Here is a 24340-nt window from a genome sequence, read left to right as displayed (position 1 = left end):
GCAAAGTTTTCTTTTATACTTTGCGGACTTTTTGCTTCTCTATTCAATCAAGTAATGCTTTTAGTTCTGATTCCTTCTGATTAATAATGAACAGCTGACTTTTATCTTCCAATAATATCTTGTAATCAAACTCTTTGGCTGCATTGAACTTCCAGTTTTTTAATTCTTTAAAACTGTTCTTAATGAGTTTTAAATTTTCGGCATTATTTTTAGAAACAATGATCATCTTAGTCAGATTTGATTTTTGCATTTTTTCAAGTGCGCTTCTGCTTATTTCAGTTTCATCCTCAGATCTGGAACGGTAGCGGTACTTTTGTTTGATAGTATCAAAATCCTTTTCATTTTCAGAAATAACATATCTGTAAGCCATAAGATTATCCATTTCGTTTATCCAGTTTGGGAATTTTGTTTCATAGCTTTCAATATAATGATCTATAAAACTTTTGTCTATGGCTTTCTTTTGAGAAATGTACTCGTTAAGCATAGGGTAAATTTCTTTTGCCATGAGGTTGATGTATTTTTTATTGTACCAGTCACCATCATCAACTTTTCCATTCAGCTGTGCGTATACATAACCATTGGCTAATGAAGTTGCCAGAGCTTCGTTAAGCAGATGATAGGCGTAATTACTGTATTTTGATTTGTTTTCTTTGAAACTATTATCGATCATTTTTTTTACTTCCAATGGCTGTTCGTTGTAAATAATATGATACGTTTCGTGCAGCATTACACTAAAGAGATCCTTATAATCGTCTAAATCTGTTTGAATGGCACTGATGAAATTATTACCAAAAGAATTCGCGGTAAAGCCTTTAGAATTAGGCAAAGGATAAAATGCGATTTCAAAAGGAATTGAAGTATCCCAACTCGAATTGTAAAAAATCAAACCCATTTCAAAATAACGCTCCAAGTCATTTTCCTTTGCGTATTTGGTAATTTCAACGAGCTGTTTTTCAAATTTTTCTTTATTGGGATTGTATATGAGTTCGTTGTAAATTGGAGTAAAAGCAGAAATAATTCTGGTAAGATCATTCAACGTTTTGTTGGTTAAAACTCCTATAGAACGTATTTTAAAATCTTTTAAATTTTCTGTTTCGATTAAGTTTTTTCTCAAAAAATCAAAGGATTGCATTGGTTTTTTAGAGCCTTCCGGGAATTCTTCAAATGGATAGCTGTAATCCAATGTCAGATGATCAAATTCTACGACCAGTTTCTGAAATTGCTCGGTATTGTATTTTGACTTTTGAAACTCAGTTTTAAAAACGTTGTCCGGATAGTTTTCGGATAAATTCTGAAGGAAAACAAAAACAGCCAATTGTTCAGAATACTTAATATTAAATACTGTTTTTTGAGCAAAAGACCAATTGGTTACGGCACACACCATAACAACCAAAAACTTAATTTTTAAAGTAATTTTCATTGTTTAGTCATTAGAATTTATTCGATAAGGATTAAAAATAATTCAAAAATTAGCAGCCAACAAACACTCACGATACGCTACGCAAAACTTTAGCTGCTATGTTATCTTCAATAACTCTTACAATCTCTTTTTAGTATCTATAGCTTACTATTTTGCACTAGCCCTCTTTTGTCTTAAATTTGCAGTCTTGTTACAAGCATATCAAAGTTTTCAAATGCTGAAGTGTCTAAATTAGGTAAAAAAGTGGGAATACATACGATCGAAAATGCAGAAAGAAACTGGACTATTTGTCCCGAATGCCAGGGACGCGGTAAAAAAAGCCAAAGACTCAGCAAGAAAGTACGGCTTCAGTATCAGATAGCGCTGGAAAACTTTGAAAAATCGAAGGACTCAGGAGTTCCTCCTACTCGCCCTAAAGCGCATCTCAATGTCTGTCTCCACTGTGACGGATCGGGATTAATTCCTTCGGAACATCCTACTATGATTGACAAAGAAAACTACCCGCATGTTGCCATAATTGGAGCCGGTATCGGAGGAGTTGCATTGGCTGTTGCTTGTTTGCACCGCGGAATTCCTTTTACTCTTTACGAACGCGATACTAACTTTGATGCCCGATCACAAGGTTATGGCCTCACCTTACAACAAGCCAGTAAAGCCATTGAAGGATTCGGTATTTTCTCTTTAGAAGAAAAAGTCATTTCAACCAGACATTTGGTACATACTCCGGAAGGAAAAGTAATTGGAGAATGGGGAATTCGAAAATGGATTCCATCGGATACCAAAACAGCTCCGAAGCGAACGAATATGCATATTGCACGACAATATTTGCGTTCGGCACTGCTGAAACAACTTGGGACAAATGATATCGTACAATGGGGACATCAACTCATAGATTTTAAGGAATCCGAAGATCAAAGTATTTCCTTAAATTTTGAAGTAAATGGCAAAATCATAACTACTAAAGCCGATCTTGTGGTTGGGGCTGATGGTATTCGCAGTACGGTACGAAAACTGTTAATTGGTGACGAGGTTACTCCTTTGCGTTATCTGGGATGTATTGTAATATTAGGTATTTGTCCGTTAAAGGCTCTTGATGGACTTGATCATAATTTGCTCGACTCGGCAACTGTGTTTCAAACCGCTAACGGCAATGAGCGAATTTATATGATGCCTTATACAGAAAATTCTGTAATGTGGCAGCTTAGTTTTCCAATGTCCGAAGACGAGGCTAAAATACTGAGTGAACAAGGACCGAAAGCGTTAAAAGAAGAGGCTTGTCGAAGAACACAATGGCACACCCCTATTCCGCAAATTTTATCGGCAACTTTAGAGGCGCAAATTTCAGGTTATCCGGTATATGACCGTGAATTACTTCGTCCTGAATTATTAGCAAAAAATAAACGGACCACATTGATTGGGGACGCAGCACATCCGATGAGCCCTTTCAAAGGACAAGGAGCTAATCAGGCATTGTTAGACGCGCTTTCTTTGGCTCGGGGAATCGTAAGAGGATGCAGACCGCTATCCAACTGGAGAGAAGCAGGAATAAGAGAAAGTGTTTTGATTGAGTTTGAATCTGAGATGCTTGTGCGAAGTGCCACCAAAGTAAAAGGTTCTGCTGAAGCTGCAGAATTCCTTCATTCTGAAATTGTACTTCACGAAGGCGATGAACCAAGAGGCAGATGTTTAAAGAATAAATAAGCCAAATCATTTATTGCGTTTTTGTACAGTTTTTTTGTACAGTTTTTTTCTCGCAGATTTTGGAGATCAAGCAGATTTTTCTTTATAGCCCATGTGTTTTAAACTAAAAAAAGGAGCCACTTTTCAATGACTCCTTTTCGATATTCAATTTTAGTATTATTGAATTCTTTTTACAGACAGCTTGTCTAAGCAGAAGTAAGCTGCGGTATTCATTCCGTATACCGGGTGTGAATCTGTTGAAGCCATTTGAAAAACAAGGTATTTTACGTCTCCCAGACCTTGAAGTGCTGTAGCGCTTACATTTATCCATCCTGTTGGCATTACTAAAGAACCTCCAGTGTAATCAGCCAATGATTGTGTAATTGGTGCAGTAATAGTTCCGCTTGAATCTACTCCGTAAATTAACAATTCAAAGTGATCTCCTGAAGAAAATGCCTGAGCAAAACCGTCTCCATACAAACAACCATAATATGGCCATGGGTGCATGTTGATTTTTAATCCTTTTACATTGTACAATCCTGTATTTCCAATTTTAATCCAGTTAGAGAAACTTGTCTCACTAAAAGTAGTTCCCTGTGGATTTTTAGGATCTGTATAACTTGACCAGTAAGCCACGATGTAGGGATCTCCTGTTGTACCCGGAGTACCTGCAGCAATTGTAGAAGAAGTTCCGAAACCGCTTCCTGCCATAGTCCCCCACTGATTGGCTACCCAACCGTTAGATCCGCCAGTACCTGCTCCTGAACCATAATTTGTAATATCATTTACATTCGATACAATAAAACCATCCCAATAATTGTAACCTGATGATGTTCCGCTATGTGAAAATTTAAATATATCAACGGTTAAATTGGTACTTGCCACATAGGTATTTTGCCAATACTTCCCGCCTGTTGTTGATGTTCCGCTAGTCAGTAAAGAACTTGTCAGGTTAAGCGTAGTAGTTGTTCCTATCGAAGGATCGGTCACCGCACTTTTAGAAGTTGAGCCTGAGCTTTTAATCGCTGCACTGCCGCTTTCGCTATTTAATAGATTTTCATCATTACTACAGGACGAAAGTCCCAGAATCAAACCTACTGTCAAAAAATAAAGTACTTTTTTCATGATTTATAAAAATTTGGATTAATATTCTTGGTTGATTAATAAACAGTTTTATTCCCGCTTTCGATTACTTGCCTGCAGCAAAATTCAAATCTTCTGCCTGTTTGAAGGAGTTCGTCACCAGGTCTAATGCGCCAATCTCTGTGAAAGTAGGCACGTATACTTTTACGAAATCTACCCCGGGAAGATGTACTTTATTACCATTACTATCTACAGCCCAGCTAATGTCAATCGAAGGATCTTTGATTCCGCCATAGCCCCATTCAAAAGTTCCAACATTGAATGCTGTACCTTCTCCATCGCTAATATCTTTTGTAGCCAAATTGACTTTTGTTCCTTTTAATGTGTAAGAATCACCAAGCCATTGTGGGTAATAATTGTATCGTCTCCATTTTTTTGTTCTGGTGATAAAACCTGAAGCCGTTTTATTGTTTGCCCATTTAAGATATTCCTTGTCGAATTGCCAATCGTACTTTCCTGCTACGGCAGTTTTATTTGGATCCGGTTTGTAATATGTCACCTCATAATTCTTAACTGTAGTCGATTTATAATACTCACTTCCGGCTATTTCGTACCACTCATTATCCTCTGCAATTCCATTTTTATTGGCATCATAAGCCACCATAATACTCACAGGAGAAAACTTTGAAGCATTCGAAACTGTATTCATCTGAACTGTAAAATCACGTTTGCCATAAGCATTGATCACCGTATGGTCGAATTTTGTTACGATATAACCGCCAAAAGTTCCCAGATCAACAAGAGATCCATCGGCCAAAATAGCCTGTGCATTCTCTATCGCTTCCGCTTTCGTTGCAAACTCAAAACCGTCATTGTTATAATGCGGAGCAGGTACATAATCTATAATTGAAAGTGCTTTGGAAGTATAGGTTTTACCGGTTTCAGCAACTGTAACTTTAGTAGAAGCCTGTTTTACCAACTTATTTAGTGTTACGGTAAAATCTACAGCATAGCTTAGTGCTTTTGGTGCTATAAACTTCAAGGTCTTACTGTCGCCAATAACAGAATCTTTAGCCACTCCGTCTTTTCCGGTTACTTTTAAAGTCCATTTGTATTGGGCAACAGCACCATTTGCATTTTCAATCGTTACTTCCGGATCAATCGCTACCACATTGTATCGCTCCGTTGTAAAATCTGCCTGCAATTTTATAGTAAGAGTTGGATCTTTAATCGGCTCCGGTTTAGGTTCTTCAATTACAGGCTCCGGCTTTGTATCATCATTACTGCAATTGTAAAAAGAGCAAACAATGGCGAGGTACAAACTATATTTTATAAACTTTTTCATATTCTTCTCTTCTTACTTTTTTAGATTGTATTTTTTAATTATTTGAAGATCTGCAGCTCCCGAGAATCGCGTAGCCATAGACGATTGCTGGTGACAAAGTCCCATTGGTTCGCTGACACAGTTCACTACTTTGATAAAATGAATTCCCGGAAGATTTGCTTTATTTCCATTCTTGTCTACGGCCCAGTCGATATCAATATCAGGGCTTTTGGCATTTACGTATCCCCATTCCGGAGCCTCAAAATTCCACAAAGTAGTTTGCCCCGGACGTACTGCTGCGAAATTTACGTTTAACTTCGTTCCTTCGTAAACAGCTGTATTTTGAGTATCCCAGGCTGGATAATACTCTTTCTTGGTTTTAGACCTTGGCAAAAAGTACGTTTGAGATTGGTTGTTCTCACAATAAAGATGTTCACGATCTAAAAAAGGATCATTTGGACCGCTTACGACTACTTTCTTACCAACCGCAGGTTTATAGTAAGTAATTTTAAAATTCTTAACCGTATTTTCTTTAGCATGCTGACTTCCTATGATTTCATACCATTCGTCTTCATCGGGTTTTCCATTGCCATTTTTATCATAAGCAACATAAATTAATCCCGGAGCCGGAGGATTGGCTTTATCCGTTAAATCTGCTCCATAAACTCTGAAGTCTTTTTTTCCTGAAAGATTAACCACCATATGATCAAATCCAACCACAATTGAACCTCCAAAACCTCCTAAATCAATTGGATATCCTACACTGGTTTCACTTATTCTTCCCAATGCTACCCTCATAACATCTGCTTTCGAAAATCCGTCTTTGTACAAATCATTGGCAAACATTCCGGGTGCAGGATTAAAATCCTGAATACTTGTTATGTAAGGATTGTAACTTTGAGTCTCATTTATCACATTCACTGTGGTGGCGCTTGTGCCTTTTTTATCTCCTTCAGTAACATTTAAGGTTAATTCATATGCACCGGGATATAAAGCAACAAATCGTAAATCTTTTGTAGTTCCTATAATCGAATCTTTAGTCTGATTCACCGGTTTTTTTTTAGTACCCATTGATAATTTGGATTACTTGTTTCAGCTGAAGCTGTAATATTCAAAACTTTAAAGGTGTTTACTTCAAATTTATCCTGAAGCTTTACTGCTATTGGTACGACGAGTCCTTCTCCGGTGTTGACATCATTTTTATCGTCATCACTGCATCCGGTAAATGCCGCCGCAAAAGCCAATAATAATAAATGGGCAAAGTTTTTTTTCATAATTCCTGATATAATAATTTAGTTTAATACACTTTTGAATGGGTTATCGCGTAGGAATGCTTTCTCCTGAAAGATGCAAATCTGTTGCCCCCATTATTTCTGTCGAAGTTTCTCCTAGCCATCCCGCCTGCTGATTAAGGCCATTGTACACTTTCACAAAATCGATCCCGGGAAGCATTACTTTGTTTCCCTTTTCGTCCACAGCCCAGTTAATATCTATGCCCGAATCATCATCATTGTTCGGAGCATTATCTGCATATCCGTATAAAAAAGCATACTGCACAAAGTAACTTCCCGTTCCGCTTTCATCAACTGCGTTATCGGGCAATCTTGTTCCTTTATAAGTAATAGAAGACTGATCTTTAAGCCATTTTGGCCAGTAATCTAAAGAATGATTGTAGGCATTATTCTGAACCAGATAGCCATTTTTCCCCTGATTGTCTTTCCATAAAATATACTCCATATCGACAAAACCTACTGTACCCGTAGTTCCACCCGACACCGGAATTTTATTGGGATCAGGTCGGTAATACGTTATTTCATAATGCTGAATCGTTTTAGGCATTTTATGCCCGCCGCCTTCTATCTCGTACCACTGATCGTCCGGAAGTCCGTTTTTATTTTTATCGTAAGCAACCATGATTATTCCTGCTTCACTACTTCCGCCGCGCATGGTACTGTTCGGATTTGGATTAGCCTCTGCCCAGAAAGCATTACCCAGAATTCTAAAATCACGTTTGCCCTTAACATTAACAATGGTATGATCGAATCCAAAAACAACATAACCGCCAAAAGCCCCCAATGAAACCAGATCACCGGTTTTCTTAGCCAGATAAGTATTGGCTCTTGATAAAATTCTTTCAGGAGTATCGCCGTCATTAGCAATAGGCAGATCGTTTACAAACTGCCCGGGTGCCGGTTTAAATTCAAATACTTTTGAGATGTAGCTTTTATACTCCTTCGTTTCTTTTGTAACGGTAACGACTACTTTTTGAGTTTGTATACTTCCTTTGTCATTTACAGTAACAGCCAATTCATAAACTCCTGCTTCTGCTGCCGCAAATAAAAGTTCCTTTGCTGTAGTAGTACTTAGTGCATAACTTTCTGAAGATGCTTTTGTGATGGTCCAACTGTAAGTAGCTTCTGTTGTTGCGCTGATTGTTGGATTTAAAGTCATAATTGTAAATCTCTGCATACTAAAAGCTAAATCTGAACTAACAGGTGTCGGATTACTATTTTCATTTGATGCATTATCATCAGAACAATTGGTTAATGAGAGTACTGCAATAAGCAACAATATGGATTGGAAGTTTTTGAAAATATTATGGTACATGTGGTATTGTTTAGGTTGGTAGTGGTAAAAGCAGCTGAACTTCGAGAAATAACAAAAGAAGTTTCAATTAAAGTCTTCAACAGAGCGCAATGTTATCTTTGTAAGCGAACACAATCCCGCATCGCCAAAAGCCCTTGGAATTGTGCTGATTTTTTATTGGAACAGAATTAAAATAAGGGAAGACACCGCCAGATAATGCATTCGGAAAATACCGATTCAACAGTGATTTCCTTTTCAGAAGTGATACTCTCAGAGAGAAAAAGCAACTACACAACACTCCCGACTGAAGCAGAATAGAAGCAAAAACGATAACAATAAATAAGAATTCTCTTTTTGTATTATACATCACTTATTGAATTAAGAAAACTCCGGGATGTATAAATTAAAAACGCAATAAGGAAGAATCCCGTCATAAAAATGACAGGTTTCGTTTATTGTTCTTCAACTTTATTCCACGAAAGTCTTAAACTATGTGATTGTGGCAGGTCTCCTGACTTGTTCCATCTTTAAAAACAACCTTCTCATCCCGCACGCGGGACAATGGCATTAGTAACGTTTAAAGACTTGTATAGAACTTACAGTAGCGGGTCTGTTCAGGATTTGCACCTGATTCCCTTTTAACCATTTTTTCTTAAGAAAAAACAGACCAAAATCTGGCGCAAATATATAACTATCTTTTACAATAGCGTAATTCTGAATAAAAAAATGAAATTTTAATAATAATCAATGCGTTACCAAAATTTTAAACTTTTTCCGAAGGTCTATCCAATGGTACCAATTACAGATACATGTTTACTGACTAAACTTCTTTATTTATTTTTAATCTCAATTTTCATAAGTAAAACAATACCCGTAAAAGTTCCTTTTGATCCCTAAATCAGGTATATATACTTGATTTCAGAAGATCCTGACTAGTTACTTTTATAAATAACTAAAACTTAAATATTATGGAAACAGTAAAAATCCCTCAAGGGGTTCAGGTTACACTAAATGTAGCGATAAGTTCTGATGCAATTGTTGGTGCTGCTATTCGTTTAAAAGGTGAGGTAACCACTTACCCAGACAATCAATTTTCAGTAATTCTGGGAGATCTTTCAACACTGCAGAATGAAAAAATGACCGTGCAATCATTATTTCATGTCGATCAAAATATTGACCAAATAATGGCAACTACCCGATTAGATATTGAAGTTTCTTATGGTGACCAAACCCAGAAGCTAACTGTCAAAAAAAGGAAAATATACAATCAGCTTTTTATAGCATTTGCATACGTTCAATTTACAAAACAATAAAGTTATGAAAAACTATTACTTACTAATAATTATAATAATAGGAAACATTTGGAACAGCAATGCACAGGAAAAAAATGTTCCATTAAGTGAGTTTCCTATGTCTAACTTGACCAGCCCTGCATTTCAATTGCTAGAAGAGACAGTAACAGATATATACACTCCTGAGAATGTAAAAGCATTAGCATTACATGTACAGAACAATTTTGGTGAAAGTATGGCTATAGAAGTAACTCCCTACTTTTTTATTAATACCAAAAGTAAAAAAAGGACCTACGACAGATACATAGGTGTCACGAAAGATAAGGCAACAGGCAACTTAAAACAAAATCCTTTTAGCGGATTAAACACAACTACTCTTTCTTTTGCCTATTTAAAAAAGGATTTTGAAACTATTGCAGGTGACAACAAACGCCAGACCTTTTCTATAGGGGCAAGAACAACATTGTTACGATTTTTTGATAAAGAAAAAATATATGAAACGAAACAAAATATTCAACGTGTATTAACAGATAAAGCATTAATGATTCCCGAGGAAATACTTCAAATAGTAGATGAAAAGGAACAACAAAAAGCTATAGAAAAATTCTTTTTAGAAGAACAAAAAGTAAGAGATCGCTTAAAACCTTTTGAAAAGATAATCAAACCAATTTTTAAACTGGATGCAGCAGCAGCATATAGCGAACTTTTCAAGGACAATTCTATAAATGGCGGAACAATTAATCGTTTCGGATCATGGCTAACCGGGGAATTTAATTTGATTCTAAATGAGGATAATGAAGAAAGTTCTACCAATAACTATGCAAATCTTCTGTTTATTGGCCGATATATCGAAGATGGGTTTAATATGGATTCTACTAATGTTTATACCACTAATTATTATAGAGATTTTGGAAGTAAATTAAGTTTTGAATTTGGAAAATTTACCTTAGGGTATGAATACATCAAACGAAACGGAACTGTAAAAAGCGAAAGATCTGTAGGTAATATAAGTTTTAGGATAGATAAAAACATAAGTATCACAGGAGCATTTGGAAAGGACTTTCAAAAAGAAGATAACCTTCTGGCACTTTTTGGAGTGAATTGGGGATTAAATTTTGGAAATTCATCGGCTCCTCTCGAATAGCTGAACTATAAAGAAATAACCTACAAAACACATTGGATGTAATATAAAATTTGAAATCCTATAAAAAAGAAAGCATACTTGTTTTTTCTTTCAATTAACTGATTAGAAACAAGTATGCTTCTATGTCTTATATTAATACAAAAATTACACTACTACTAAATCATTAGCAAATGTTCCTGTACAGGTCCTAATGCAAAAACAATAAACATGGACATCACGGTCAAAATCATAATGACCATAAATAATAAGGTTCCAAAAATACCTGAATGAACTCTCAAAGTGCCCAGCGAAGGAACTACGGCTTTTTTAGCACTTAAATAACCAATGATTAAAAATGCTCCAATCATCGGAATAAAGCGACCGGCCAGCATCGTAACTGAGGTGGTTAAATTCCAGAAAGGAGTGTTATCAGCCAGACCTTCAAACCCACTTCCGTTTCCCGCCATCGAAGACACATACTCATAAACTATTGTGGTAAAACCGTGTGGTCCTGTGTTACTCAGCCACTCAACAGCTTCCGGAACATACAAATAAACATGAATTGCAATTGCGGAAAAAAGTAACGGAATCGCCAAAGCGCAAAGGTTAACCAAAACCGCTATCTGAACTTCCTTAATCGAGATTTTTCTGCCAAACAACTCAGGAGTTCTTCCTACCATCAGTGAACCGATAAAAGTGGCTATAATCAGGTAAATAAACATATTGATCCATCCGGTACCCAGCCCTCCAAAAAACGCATCTACCTGCATTCCTATAAACATCCCTATCGAAGACAACGGCATATAACTATCGTGCATACCTGTTATGGTACCAGCCGGGATTATCATATTGACCGCGCTGTAAAAAGAGGAATAATACGTTCCAAAACGCACCTCTTTACCTTCCATATTAGCTAGTGATGCGTCAATTCCCATTGCACTGAGTTTTGGATTACCGGACATTTCACCACAGATTAAGGGAATACAAGTTACAACAAACCCCATGAGCATCACTCCCAAGAGCATTCTTGAAAATTTTTTATTGTTGAGATACCGGCCTACGAAAATGATAAAAGACATCGGCAAAAGCCAAACGATAATGGTATGAATGATGTAGGTAAAAAAGTTAGGATTTTCAAATGGATGCGCACAGTTGGTTCCAAAAAAGCCACCGCCATTAGATCCTAATTCTTTGATCGGAAGAAAAGCTGCTACAGGTCCTGTTGACACTACTACTTCCCTGCCTTCAACAGAGGTAATTTTCTCTGGTTCATCAAATGTCATTGGCACGCCGTTAAACAAAAAAAAGTTGCGGTAATTATACTTAACGGCAACAGTATACGAGTAGATGATTTTACAAAATCACTATAAAAATTCCCTAATCCTTGTATCGATTGAGCAGCAAGCCCCCTGACTATTGCTACACCCGCACAAAGGCTTGTGGCCGCACTTAAAAACTGTAAAAGCATAAACACGCCTACCTGTGCAAAATAACTCGCTCCTGTCTCTCCTGAATAGTGCTGCAAGTTGGTACTGGTCAAAAAACTAATTGTTGAATTTAACGCCAATGTCCACTCCATACTGTCGATACCAGCCGGGTTTAAAAATAGTTTTCCCTGGAGCAATAAAATAACAAATCCCCAGAGGAACCATATGAACTGCACAGATAACAATACTTTTAAATATGTTTTCCAATTCATTTGAACCGTGGGGTCAATTTTACAAAACCGGTATATCAATCGGTCTAATGGATTAATGAAGTCTGTTATGCTTTTTTCATTTGCATATATTTTTTTCATTTCCCGGCCTACAATGACCGACAGCAAAATAACCGTAAGAAGAATACCAAGTGAAACTATTAATTGAGTTAACATATTTTTTTTAAGATTGAGGTTCTTTGCGAAAGCACCAACAACTAGTCCATACGAACAATAAAAATGTTAACCCCTGATTTACAACCAAAAACACTTGTAGGAAACACCACTACCTTATCATTTTGATACGATTACACTATCATTTTGATACTATTTCCTTTTTATTCCTGAAAAATCTAAAGGAATAGGAAGCTAAAAATCAAATAATTAATTAGAAAATGCTTTTTACGGCACATCATTTGCATAAAAATACAAAAAGTAACTGTGTTTACTTTTATTAAACTTAATTTCCAAAGCCATGAAGAGACATAAAAAAAATGCCGGTTACTTTAAAATTTTTAAGCAAGCTACTAAAGAGCGAAGACAAAAAAACAAAATCATACTTACGATACAGATTATTTTTATAACCATTATAACGATTATGGTGTATCAAAGAATTATGACATAGAAATGTATGGCAAAAAAACGAATCAGCTTATACAATATTCTTCAACTTCAGGCAAATAAGTCCGAAATAGTAATAATAAACAACTTATCACTCCCTGAATAAAGCGACACAGAATAAAACCTGAAGAAAACTGATGCGTTTTTTTGCTTATCGAATCAATTTTAAAAATGCACTATACACATCATCTTTAATTGAGGTTCGCAAATAGACTTCGTTTTCGTCTTTGGTTTTATATTCAAACTGAATCAAAGCCGCATCAGAATAATAAAAAAAGTAATCATCACCCAAGAATTCAAGATTTGAAATAGGTCTCGTTGATAATTTGTATTCAAATGCAATTTCACCATTTGTAATGTCCAATTGAAAAAGCTTACTTTTACGAGTGTATCCCCAAATATTATCACTTTCTTCGACCATATACTCAACATTATCAGATTTAAAATCCCTTTTCCAAATTTCAGTTCCTGTTTTTGAATCTACAGCATATATCGAAGAAACTTCGGGTCCTTGTGCGGCGAAATATAGCTTCTTGTCTTTGCAAAATATACGTTCCTTAATATTGTTCTGACTTTCCTCCAATTTAAACTGCCATAAAACATCTAATTTATCAGGATTTAGAGCAAAAACTACATTTTTTTCATTTGAAGTAAAGATAGCCTCTCCATCTGTCACCAGTTTTCCGCGCATGGCTTCCTCAAAACTTTTCTGAACAAGAAGTTTTCCGGTATTGGCTTCAAAACTATAAACAGAAGTTCCGCTTTGAATAAAAACTTTGTTATTAAATAAAAGAACCGGACTTTCATTATTTTCAGCATCCAGTTTATGATTCCATAATAAACCACCAGTCTTTATATCAAGCGCATAAAGGTTACCGTTTTGGGAGGTTATGAATAATTTTCCCTCATTTATAACCGGAATCTGATTTTTCAGGATGATCTGATCTGTGCTATTCCCCAGTCTTGATTTCCAAAAAACAGCACCACTCTGATTATCAATGGCAAAAATTTCTCCGTTAATAAAAGGAACATACACTACTCCGTCCTGTAATGTGATAGCATTTGCACACAACTCCGTAAAGGAATCTGTTGCTTTTACGGTCCAGTTAATTTTTTCGGACTCTAAATTGAAGGAAAAAAGAGAACCGTCGTAATCGTAAATCAATATCGACTCTTTATCCAATGCAACTTTCGCCAACGGTTTTAGCACTTTATGAGTAACTTTATCGCTAATATTACCTGCAGCTTCCATTTTAACCGGTGCTGAAACGGTTGGTACTTGTCCAAACATATTGGTAACGGCACATGCAAATAAAAGAGTAATTATATTTTTTTTCATTTTTAGATTTGGGGTTAAATGAACTGATTTCTTTTTATCAAGACGAAATTGCGTTTTAAGTGATTCCATGCTTGATAAATGCTTAAAATTATTACGGTACTAATATAGAAACAATTTTCACTGCTAGATCAATATTCCAGAAATAACAGCTAAAAAAACTTCTTAAGGAATTAAGGATACTTTTATAGTTCTAACAAACCTGTATACAAGCCATTTCTCCCATGGTTTAAAGAAAATTTCAGCCAAACAATGACGAGAAATATTTTTAGTTTGTTTTCCAAATCAACCAAATAATTTACTCTAATAATTCTTACATTCGCTCAGGGAAAAGTCTATTGATATCTACTAATAAACAATTTAATGAAACAAACTTTTACACTCTTCAGAATCCTCTTTTTAGTACTTTTTATTAGTGGCAACAATTACGCACAACAGAAAGACGACTTTTCTTCAAAAATTGACAGTCTAATACAAACCACAAACCCAAGAAATTTTAACGGAGTTGTTGTTATTAAACAAAACGGAAAAATAAAATATGCAAAAGCACATGGTTATTCTGATTTCAACAAGAAAACAGAACTGAAAATTTCTGATAAATTTTCAACAATGTCAATTGCCAAACAAATTACGGCTACACTTATCTTACAAGAAGTAGAAAAAGGAACAATCAATTTAGAAACCCCTATTCGCAAATATTTACCGGAATTAAAATATTCGTGGGCAGATACCATCACTGTTAATCAATTGCTCAACAATACTTCGGGATTAAGCAGTGAAGACATAGACAAACCTCTTAAATTTACTCCGGGAGCTGCTTTTAATTATTCTAATATTGGCTATTATGTAGCAGGACAAGTTTTGGAAAAACAAAGTCATAAAAGTTTTGAAGAGCTAGTAACTGCTTTGTTTAAAAAATGCGGGATGACCAACAGTTACTACCCCAATGAGACAAACAATACATTTTTAACAAAAGGGCACTCCGTAAAAAAGGAGGGTAGTATTAAACTGAACGAACAATTAAATTTTGACATTCATAATTATTTTGGCAGTCATTTAATTGTTTCGGTTCCTGACCTAGCAAAATGGAATGAATGTCTGCACTCAGGTAAACTATTAAAACCAACTACTTATAAAATGATGATTGCTTATTCAATCACCAATACACATCCCCTTTTTGGTGATAAACCAATTGGTTATGGTTATGGATTGCGAATAAATGATAAAACCAATATTATGGAAATCGGACATACAGGTTTTCATCCCAGTGAAGGATTTACAGCGGTCAATTTATACTATCCAAAAACCAAAACCAGCGTTATTGTTATGGAAAATCAAGCATTTGAAAATTTTAGTATTGCTTATTATTTTGAACAGGAAATTAGAAAAATCGTTAAAAAAAGTAATCTGTTGAATTAAAACTCAAATTTATAAAAGCCATATGCGTAAACGAAATTCAAAACAAATTATCACAGTACTTTTTTTGACTTCGAGTCTAAATTTCACCTTTGCACAAAGAAAAGAGTTCCGGGAAACCACCGTTGATAGTCTAACTTTCGTAAATAACCGAAAAGCACTGAACAGTCTGAATACCGATAGCTTCCTAAAAAGAATATTTACTAAAGAAAATATAGAAATCCCTTATAGGCTCCTAACGCCAAAGGATAATAGCAATCACCAAAAATACCCTTTAGTCATTACTTTCCACAACTCTACCCGAATTGGAAATGATAATGAAAACCAGCTTGAACCATTCGCGAAAATTTGGCTGAGACCTGAAATTTACACAAAATATCAATGTTATGTAATCGCACCACAATTCAGCGAGCGTTCTTCAAATTATGAAAAGAATAGTGATGGAATTCAAGTTTCAAAACCTTCTCCAGCTGTTTTTGCCTTACTCGAATTAATTCAAAACATTGAAAAAGAATACCCAAACATCGATAAAAACAAGATTTACTTAATTGGATATTCTATGGGTGGATCGACTGCGCAAAATCTACTCAATATCGCTCCAGGCCAATTTGCCGGTATGGTTTCCGTAGCAGCAGTTCCTGATTTTTCCAATCTCAAAAAATTAAGCCAGAAGAACATCTGGCTTATTCATGGAAAAAAAGACGATGACAATCCTTATATTGGAAGTGTTGAATTGTTTGCAAAATTATCCTCTAACAAGAATTTGACTTTTACCACTTTGAATAATTTAAATCATAACAACATCGTGATTCCGTTTTTACTAACCGAAGAGATTCCAAAATGGTTATTTGAAAAGCATAAGTAAATCGTATTTTGATGGATTTAGAACTTGATATTCTTTCCTTAAATGTCTGTGCTGACTGTTGATAAATCCTCTTATTTGTTTTTCTCCATCCACTCAATGATTTTTAAGGCAACACCATTTGAGGATTGAAAATTTTGTCCAGTAACAATTCGACCGTCTTGTTCCACATAAGATTCATTTCGCTTTGAAAATTTAAAATCTCCACCCCTTTCTTCTATTGTCTTCTGAATTAAGAACGGAAAGTGCTTAAAGTACTCGCCATCTTGTTTTTCGAAAGAGTCAGGATAACCGCTTATTTTTTTTCCATCCACTAAAAATTTACCATTTTTAGTTTTCAAATTAACAATACCGGCTGTTCCGTGACATACCGAAGAAATAATGCCATTATTATCTTCGTACACTTGCATCGCAATACGTTGAATATCTAAACTTTCAGGAACATCATACATGGCACTTCCACCGCCGATATAATGAACGGCTTTATAGTTTTTATAATCAATTTCTTTAGGGCTTACGGTATGTTTTATGGCGTACATAAAATCCTGATCGTATAAGTATTGCTTTTGTAAATTATCAGAGGTATTAATATAAGCCAAAGGAATACTGCCGCCCTTTGGACTCACAAAATCGACAGTATAACCCGCACGAATAAAAGTATCATAAGCATTTACGATCTCAGCGAAACTATTGCCTGTTGAAATGGTAGAATTTCCGTAATAATGTGCGTTAGAAACAATAAATAAAATCCTTTTTCCAGATTTATTAGTTGCTTTACTGCTGGCCGCTTTGCTGATTATTTTCCATTCACCCTGAATTTTCTTCAGCAAAAACATATCCATAAATTCTTGTTTTTTTTCTGCAATGATAATTTCAGCCTTTGCAATAGCAATATCATTAAAAAATTCCAGAGAAATAACTCTGCCTAAACGACCGTTAAATTCACCTTTCTTACCTTTTTGAAACCAGGTAACATATTCCGAAGCCGGAACGATCCATAAGGGTTTGTCTTTGTGACTTAAAAAAAGACTGGCTTCAGAATAAAAAGCCTTACTAATACTGTCAGGCTGATTGTAAGATGTCCCCTCAATATAGTTTTGAATACAATTCTGAATTAAAGATTGTTCTGATTGCGAAAAAGATAAATTGGATACTAATGCAAATAAGACTAAAAGAAAAACTCTCTTCATAAACTTGGATTTTAATGGTTTTAAAATATTGCTCAAAACTATACTCATTGCATCTTAAAACGTTCCGGATTTATAATAACGGACTCCAATTTTATACTTTTAGGAGTAAAAATGATTCTTTTTGCTAAATGGCTTCAAAAAAATCGGGCATAAAAAAAACTCCTTAATTTCTTAAGGAGTTTCTTGTTGGAAGATAATGGATTAAAATAAAACCTATATACTAAGCTATTTCAATTCTTTTATTTTTTCGATCTGTTTAGGCTAACTGCAATGCGAATTCTATCATTTCTTTAAAAGAATTTTGTCTGTCATCTGCTGATAGAGCCTCCTTTTTAAGAATATGATCCGATACCGTTAAAATAGCCAAAGCCTTTTTTCTATATTTAGCAGCTATAGAATACAACGCAGCTGTTTCCATGTCAACTGCCAAAACGCCGTAGGTTTTCCAATTTAAAAAAGGATCGCCTAAATGGCTTTCAGTATAGAAAAAATCAGATGTCAATACTGACCCTGTATGAGCTTTTATCTTATTTTGCTCTGCAATATCATAGGCCTTTTTTAATAATTCAAAATTCGCCGTCGGAGCAAAATCATTGCCATTAAATTTAAATTTATTCATCCCGGAATCTGTGCACGCACTCATGGCTAAAACAATATCCATCATATTTACATCATCCTGGATAGAACCACAAGACCCCACTCTTACCAGTGTTTCTACACCATACTCTTCAATTAATTCTGTAATATAAATAGAAATTGATGGCATCCCCATACCTGTTCCCTGTACACTAATTCTCTTACCATTATAAAAACCGGTATATCCTAACATTCCTCTAACCTCATTATAGCATACTACGTCTGTTAAAAACGTTTCCGCTATCAGCTTCGCTCTTTTTGGATCACCAGGAAGTAAAACGAAATCTGCTATATCACCCTTTTTTGCGTTATTATGTGCACTCATATTATTATTTTTTAGATTTATAAACTATATTTCTCTCCTCTAATTTACTTGATTTAGATACTATTTCAAGCATAATTCTATAACGGATTTTAATGAAAATCAAAGTGATATGAATAAAAACTAATTTGGAGTTGCTCTTGCTTTCACTTCATAAATCCCTGACAACACCTTAATAGAGGTCCCATAAAACAAAAAACCTCCAAAATCAAATGATTTTGAAGGTGTCTTAAAAAGTGGTGGGCGATGAGGGGTTCGAACCCCCGACCCCCTCGGTGTAAACGAGGTGCTCTGAACCAGCTGAGCTAATCGCCCTATTTTATTAGGTTGCTATCATTTCGTGATTGCGAGTGCAAATATACGGCTAGATTTTGTATTTGCAAGCATTTTACGAAAAAAAAACAACTAATTTTAACTCAATACACCTACTCGCTTCATAGTCAATACCTTTTATAAACTATTTTTTATTCGTTCTGTTATTTCGCCAATTGCTCCTAGGCCATCAAAAGTCAAAACTTTAATTTTAGACTTCATATATTCGATTGCAGGCCGGGTCAAAGTTTCAAAAACTTTAATTCTCTTCAGATGAATTTCAACATCTTTATCGTCTTTTCGATTAGACGTTTCGGCTCTTTTTTGTGCTCTTTTTAAAAGTTCTTCTTTTGGAACTTCTATATTAATTACCTTATCTATTTCCATATTCTTGGATGCAACAAGTTCCATCAAATCGTTAACCTGAGGTTCAGTTCTCGGATAACCATCCAAAATAATCCCTTTAGCTGAACTGTTTTCATCCAGAATTTTACTAAAAAGATCTTTCATAATGGAATCAGGCACTAAGTCTCCTTTTTCCTCATATTGAGACATTATTTTTCCGATCTCTGTTTTATTCTGTTTTTCCAGACGACATCGGTCTCCAGTTGAAATATGTTTAAACTTAAGTTCTTCTTTTAAAATTTCACATTGAGTACCTTTTCCTGAATACGGAGGCCCCATTATTACTAATATTTCCATTTATGTGGTGTTTTTATTTTTCTTTATTGTCTTCAAAAAAATCCAAACATTGTTTCGACTTTGCAAGACATCACAAATTTACAAGAAATGCAAATTATTTCATAGACATAAAATGACAACTTAAATTACTTTAGAGATCTTCCTGATAAATAAATCTTTTTTTTATTTAGATAATAATTACATCCTGGTACTTGGTGATTCATTTGGAGAAACCATTACTTTTGATGAGATTCCAATTAAACAAAGCAATTAAATCACAACTTAAATTAATTAATAAAAAAAATGGAAACCAAAATAATAAATAATCTTATAAATGCTTTTGAAGCCAAACTGGACATTTTGAATGTTTTTATGAATATGGGTGCAAGCACTGATGAAATAGAAAATTTGCAAAATACCATAAAACAAAAACTACCGGGATCATATATTCAATTATTAAAAAAATATAATGGGGAAAAACGTATCCTAGGATTTATGGCTGGGTTTGGATATTCAAGCATTGAAGATGTTATAAGAGATTGGGCTTTTTTTAAAAATGCATCAGAAACACAGCCAGCAGGAATCAATCAACTTAAAAAGATAAAAAACACTCTATATTCCCCTAAAAGAATTCCTTTTGCTCATGATGGCTCCGGAAATTTTATCTGCATAGATTATGATCCAAATTTTGATGGAATCTCGGGGCAAATACTGTATTTGCCAGCAGGAGATCCCGAGCCAATTTCTGTCATTGCAGATAATTTTGATAATTTTTTAACCCTCATTATTGAAAAAATTGAATCTGAAGAATTAGAGTTAATCGACGAGAGAGAAGATTGGGACGAGGAAGACTGGGATAAAGCTGAGATCAACTTTTGCAAAACGTGGAAAGACGACTGGACTGATATAGCAGAAGAGTATAATTCAAAACTTTGATTTTTATTGAATTTTCAAAACTTTCCAATTTCACTTTTCTGTTTATGCAATACCTTAAAACTAACCGTAAGAAACCATAAGACAATTAAAAACAAAGTTCGTAAAACTGATAATCCATAAATCTCTATGAACTTTGTTTTTTTTTTAGATTAGTAATAAAAAAACAATAGTACTCTTTGTGGTTCAAATCTGCTTTTCCAGGATTAATCCCAAAAAGCTATAAAATAAAAAACCTCCAAAATCAATTGACTCTGAAGGTGTAGTTATTGGTGGGCGATGAGGGGTTCGAACCCCCGACCCCCTCGGTGTAAACGAGGTGCTCTGAACCAGCTGAGCTAATCGCCCTATTTTACTAGGTTGCTATCGTTGTTGATTGCGAGTGCAAACTTACGACTAGATTTTGTATTTACAAGCTTATTTTGAAGAAAAATTACATCATTTTGCGAAATAATTTTTAGTAATCTATTTATCAATCTTTTAAAACAGAAATAATTTTCATCATTTTTTGCCATTTAGTTAAAAAACGAAATCTCAAAGCCTAATTTCGAATATTCTTTTGTATTCACTGGCTATAATCATACATTTGCATACCTTAATAGTATACTCAAATGCCTAGATATCAAGAAAACGATTTACCTAAAGCTAAATTAGACTCTAATTCACTTCAAAAAGCACTACGAATTTTTAAATACGGTAAAAATCACAAATGGAAATTCTTTCTGGGATTGATTTTTCTCTTATTAACCAGTGCCACCGCCCTTGCCTTTCCGAAATTAATGGGTATGCTCGTGGATTGCGTTACCAATAAAAATCTCAACAGAGCCAATGAAATCGCAGTTGGACTTATGGTAATCCTTACACTGCAAGCTATTTTCTCTTTTTTCAGAATTTCGCTTTTTGTAAATTTTACCGAAAATTCACTTTCAAACATCCGCTTTGCTTTGTATGAAAACTTAGTAAAACTACCGATGTCATTTTATTCTCAAAAACGTGTTGGAGAGCTAAACAGCCGAATCAGTGCTGATATTTCACAACTACAGGATACTTTCACTACGACCATTGCTGAGTTTTTACGTCAGTTGATCCTAATTATTGGCGGATTTGTTATTTTAGGTAACATCAGCCCAAAGTTAACTTTAATGATGTTGGCCATTGTACCTGTTGTTGCTGTAGCGGCAGTTGTTTTTGGAAGATTTATTCGTAAATACGGAAAGAAAACGCAGGATAAAGTAGCCGAAAGCCAGGTAATTGTAGAAGAAACGCTGCAAGGAATAAGCAATGTAAAGGCTTTTGCGAACGAATGGTACGAAATTCAGCGTTATAAAAACAAAATCAAAGAAATTGTAAAAATCGCTATTAAAGGCGGTCAATACAGAGGTTACTTCGCTTCTTTTATCATTCTTTGTCTTTTTGGCTGCGTGGTTGCTGTGGTTTGGTACGGAATCACCTTAACGATTAAAGGTGAAGTGGAAGGCGTAGGAGATTTAATTTCTTTTGTACTTTACACCACATTTATCGGTGCTTCTTTTGGCGGAATTGCTGAAATGTATGCGCAAATCCAAAAAGCAGTTGGCGCAACGGAACGTGTTTTCGAATTATTGGAAGAAACTCCGGAGGATATCAATGCCAAAACAAGAACTACCCCAATTGAAAAAATCAAAGGAAATCTTTCCTTCAAAAATGTTGCTTTCAGTTATCCTTCCAGAAAAGAAGTTGAGGTGTTAAAAGATGTAAATTTCACTGCCGAATTTGGTCAGAAAATTGCGATTGTCGGGCCTAGTGGTGCCGGAAAATCAACTATCTCCTCGCTCCTTTTACGCTTTTACGACAGAACATCAGGTGATATTATCGTTGATGGAAAAAGTATCTATGACTACGATTTAGAAGAGCTTCGCGGAAATATGAGTATCGTTCCTCAGGATGTTATTCTGTTTGGCGGAACTATTAGAGAAAACATTGCTTACGGAAAACCGGATGCTACCAATGAAGAAATTATAGCCGCAGCGAAACAAGCCAATGCTTTTAACTTTGTGGAAGGTTTCCCTGAAAAATTTGAAACCCTGGTAGGAGAACGTGGTGTAAAATTATCGGGCGGACAGCGTCAGCGTATTGCAATCGCAAGAGCATTGCTTAAAAACCCAAGTATTTTAATATTAGATGAAGCAACATCCTCTTTAGATAGTGAGAGTGAAAAACTGGTTCAGGAAGCATTGGAAGTTTTAATGGAAGGAAGAACGAGTATCATCATCGCACACCGACTTTCGACTATTAGAAATGCCGATAAAATTCTGGTTTTAGATCATGGAAGAATTACCGAAGAAGGTACACATCAGGAATTGATCAATCTGGAGAACGGAACTTATAAAAACTTAAGCAACCTTCAATTCAGTAACTCCTAATCAGAATGTAAGCAGTATTAACTAACCTTAAACCATAGAAATGCCACATTTAAGAATCGTTTTAATTTTATTATTTATTGTTTTAAACACTATCAATGTTCTTGCACAGGAAAAACCTTTTAATGTGGTTAATATTTCCAAAGACGGATCACAATACATCAAATTTGGAATGAACCTTCAGGTTTGGGGAAGATATGCCGAATTGAACGAAGGAAGTAAAATTGGCACAAATGAAGTTAGTGATGCCTACGATATCGTCATCAGACGTTTGCGTTTACAAGCAATGGGAATGCTGACGGAGAATATTTTCTTTCATCTTCAGCTGGGACAGAACAATATTAATTTCACACAAAACAACGGACCTTCAAATGCACCGCTTTCAGTTATGGATGCTTTAGGAGAATACCATTTTAGTAAAAAACTTCATATTGGCGGTGGATTGACAGCTTGGGGAGCCGGAACAACACGTTATTCTGCAAATAGCTCTTCCTCGCATCTTACTCTGGATACGCCAATGTACCAGCAGTTTACTAATATTTCATCGACATTCGGAAACCGAAATCTTAGTATTTATGCTAAAGGTGATCTGGGCAAATTTAATTATCGTGCCGCTATTACCAATCCATACCGAAATACAACTGACAATCTGGGAATCAATTCTTCGATCAGCACACAAACACCAAGAGCACAGTATGCGGGAATCTTAACCTACTCTTTCTTCGATAAAGAGTCACTTGAAGATGCCTACCACAAAGGAACCTATTTAGGAACAAAGAAAATCCTTAATATCGCACTAGGTTATATGACTCAAGCCAAAGCCATGTGGCACTTAACTCCCGATGCAACTATTGCATACGACGATATGAAAATACTGGGTTTTGATGTTTTTTACGACAGTCCGATTAACAGTAAAGGTGCTGCTATAACTGCTTACGCGGCTTTCAACAATAATAATTACGGAAAAAATTACATCCAGTCTGTTAACACACCCAATCCTGCTATAGGAGACAATTCTCTGATAAACGGCTCAGGTGCCGGATTTATTGGCGTAGGAACCGGAAATATATATTACGCCCAGTTAGGATACCTTTTTGGAAAATCAGATAACGAATCCAAAAAAGGCCGTTTCCAGCCCTATGCTGCCACACAAATTGCAGACTTAGAAGCATTAGACACTCCAATGGCTATGTATGAATTAGGTGTAAACTATTACACTACGGGCACTTTGGGACCAAAATTCAGTTTAAACTATCAAAACAGAGCGGTTTACGACAAAAACCTTACAGGCGCTTACAAACAAAGTGACCGATTAGGAATGGTCGTTTTACAATGCCAGGTTTCATTTTAATTCAATACCCAAATCTGATAGGTTTTTTAAACCCATCAGATTTTAATAGAAGATAAAATCAATAAAAAATCACACAC

The 24340-nt window shown here is 35.3% G+C and carries 18 protein-coding genes, 2 tRNA genes, 1 pseudogene and 1 riboswitch; of the genes and pseudogenes, 8 read left to right on the top strand and 13 right to left on the bottom strand.

Annotated features, from left to right (window positions below):
• Positions 1-43 precede the first annotated feature (43 nt).
• Positions 44-1420: a hypothetical protein gene (locus C245_RS0119355; RefSeq protein WP_017498269.1), complete on the bottom strand. Its 1377-nt coding sequence runs from the start codon at positions 1418-1420 to the stop codon at positions 44-46.
• A 249-nt stretch (positions 1421-1669) separates the two neighbouring features.
• Here C245_RS0119355 and C245_RS0119350 point away from each other — a divergent pair, with 249 nt between their 5' ends.
• Complete coding sequence (locus C245_RS0119350) at positions 1670-3121, top strand: NAD(P)/FAD-dependent oxidoreductase (RefSeq protein ID WP_035746987.1); 1452 nt, start codon at positions 1670-1672, stop codon at positions 3119-3121.
• Positions 3122-3277: 156 nt separating this feature from the next.
• Here C245_RS0119350 and C245_RS23320 read toward each other — a convergent pair whose 3' ends face one another.
• The 5 genes from C245_RS23320 to C245_RS0119325 form a co-directional block, all read right to left on the bottom strand.
• Positions 3278-4225, bottom strand: a complete 948-nt coding sequence (locus C245_RS23320) for a DUF4465 domain-containing protein (RefSeq protein ID WP_017498267.1) — start codon at positions 4223-4225, stop codon at positions 3278-3280.
• 64 nt (positions 4226-4289) lie between these two features.
• Entirely contained in the window at positions 4290-5528 is a 1239-nt protein-coding gene (locus C245_RS23805; protein ID WP_017498266.1) for a hypothetical protein, read from the bottom strand.
• Positions 5529-5540: 12 nt separating this feature from the next.
• Entirely contained in the window at positions 5541-6578 is a 1038-nt protein-coding gene (locus C245_RS0119335; RefSeq protein ID WP_017498265.1) for a hypothetical protein, read from the bottom strand.
• The gene (locus C245_RS0119330) at positions 6554-6781 is read right to left on the bottom strand and encodes a hypothetical protein (protein ID WP_017498264.1); all 228 of its coding nucleotides are present in this window, start codon (positions 6779-6781) and stop codon (positions 6554-6556) included. Before C245_RS0119330 ends, C245_RS0119335 begins: the two co-directional genes overlap by 25 nt.
• Before the next feature lie 43 nt (positions 6782-6824).
• A complete protein-coding gene (locus C245_RS0119325; protein ID WP_035746967.1) occupies positions 6825-8114 on the bottom strand; it encodes a hypothetical protein in 1290 nt (429 codons plus the stop codon).
• A gap of 462 nt (positions 8115-8576) precedes the next feature.
• Positions 8577-8780: riboswitch (cobalamin riboswitch) on the bottom strand.
• 281 nt (positions 8781-9061) lie between these two features.
• On the opposite strand from C245_RS0119325, the gene C245_RS0119320 reads away from it, so the two are divergent.
• On the top strand, positions 9062-9406 hold the full coding sequence (locus C245_RS0119320; protein ID WP_017498262.1) for a hypothetical protein: 345 nt from the start codon (positions 9062-9064) through the stop codon (positions 9404-9406).
• A 4-nt stretch (positions 9407-9410) separates the two neighbouring features.
• Positions 9411-10529, top strand: a complete 1119-nt coding sequence (locus C245_RS0119315; protein ID WP_017498261.1) for a hypothetical protein — start codon at positions 9411-9413, stop codon at positions 10527-10529.
• A 155-nt stretch (positions 10530-10684) separates the two neighbouring features.
• On the opposite strand, the pseudogene kdpA reads toward C245_RS0119315, so the two are convergent.
• Positions 10685-12306, bottom strand: a pseudogene (gene kdpA / locus C245_RS23310) (potassium-transporting ATPase subunit KdpA).
• A 670-nt stretch (positions 12307-12976) separates the two neighbouring features.
• The gene (locus tag C245_RS0119300) at positions 12977-14164 is read right to left on the bottom strand and encodes a PQQ-binding-like beta-propeller repeat protein (protein WP_026110164.1); all 1188 of its coding nucleotides are present in this window, start codon (positions 14162-14164) and stop codon (positions 12977-12979) included.
• Between the two features lie 360 nt (positions 14165-14524).
• Between C245_RS0119300 and C245_RS0119295 the strand changes: the two genes are divergently transcribed.
• Together C245_RS0119295 and C245_RS0119290 are read left to right on the top strand one after the other, a co-directional pair.
• Positions 14525-15580, top strand: coding sequence for a serine hydrolase (locus C245_RS0119295; RefSeq protein ID WP_017498256.1), 1056 nt, complete (start codon positions 14525-14527; stop codon positions 15578-15580).
• A gap of 22 nt (positions 15581-15602) precedes the next feature.
• Positions 15603-16442: an alpha/beta hydrolase-fold protein gene (locus tag C245_RS0119290; RefSeq protein WP_017498255.1), complete on the top strand. Its 840-nt coding sequence runs from the start codon at positions 15603-15605 to the stop codon at positions 16440-16442.
• Between the two features lie 71 nt (positions 16443-16513).
• Here the strand turns inward: C245_RS0119290 and C245_RS0119285 are convergent, their stop codons facing one another.
• From C245_RS0119285 to C245_RS0119270, 4 genes are all read right to left on the bottom strand, one after another.
• The gene (locus C245_RS0119285) at positions 16514-17629 is read right to left on the bottom strand and encodes a nuclear transport factor 2 family protein (RefSeq protein ID WP_017498254.1); all 1116 of its coding nucleotides are present in this window, start codon (positions 17627-17629) and stop codon (positions 16514-16516) included.
• A gap of 256 nt (positions 17630-17885) precedes the next feature.
• A complete protein-coding gene (deoD, locus tag C245_RS0119280) occupies positions 17886-18590 on the bottom strand; it encodes a purine-nucleoside phosphorylase (RefSeq protein ID WP_017498253.1) in 705 nt (234 codons plus the stop codon).
• 234 nt (positions 18591-18824) lie between these two features.
• Positions 18825-18902 (bottom strand) — tRNA-Val (locus C245_RS0119275).
• A 135-nt stretch (positions 18903-19037) separates the two neighbouring features.
• Positions 19038-19601: a nucleoside monophosphate kinase gene (locus C245_RS0119270; RefSeq protein WP_017498252.1), complete on the bottom strand. Its 564-nt coding sequence runs from the start codon at positions 19599-19601 to the stop codon at positions 19038-19040.
• A gap of 282 nt (positions 19602-19883) precedes the next feature.
• Between C245_RS0119270 and C245_RS0119265 the strand changes: the two genes are divergently transcribed.
• Positions 19884-20516 carry an SMI1/KNR4 family protein gene (locus C245_RS0119265; RefSeq protein WP_017498251.1) on the top strand — a complete coding sequence of 211 codons (633 nt, stop codon included), beginning with the start codon at positions 19884-19886 and terminating at the stop codon, positions 20514-20516.
• Positions 20517-20783: 267 nt separating this feature from the next.
• Here C245_RS0119265 and C245_RS0119260 read toward each other — a convergent pair.
• Positions 20784-20861 (bottom strand) — tRNA-Val (locus C245_RS0119260).
• Between the two features lie 263 nt (positions 20862-21124).
• Between C245_RS0119260 and C245_RS0119250 the strand changes: the two genes are divergently transcribed.
• The gene (locus C245_RS0119250; RefSeq protein ID WP_017498250.1) at positions 21125-22915 is read left to right on the top strand and encodes an ABC transporter ATP-binding protein; all 1791 of its coding nucleotides are present in this window, start codon (positions 21125-21127) and stop codon (positions 22913-22915) included.
• 40 nt (positions 22916-22955) lie between these two features.
• Positions 22956-24263: a hypothetical protein gene (locus tag C245_RS23305; RefSeq protein WP_017498249.1), complete on the top strand. Its 1308-nt coding sequence runs from the start codon at positions 22956-22958 to the stop codon at positions 24261-24263.
• Positions 24264-24340 lie beyond the last annotated feature (77 nt).

The organism is Flavobacterium sp. WG21, assembly GCF_000335775.1.
GTDB classification, from domain to species: Bacteria; Bacteroidota; Bacteroidia; order Flavobacteriales; family Flavobacteriaceae; genus Flavobacterium; species Flavobacterium tructae.
Note: the sequence above shows the minus strand (reverse complement) of the source record. Positions and strands in the feature narration are given on the sequence as shown.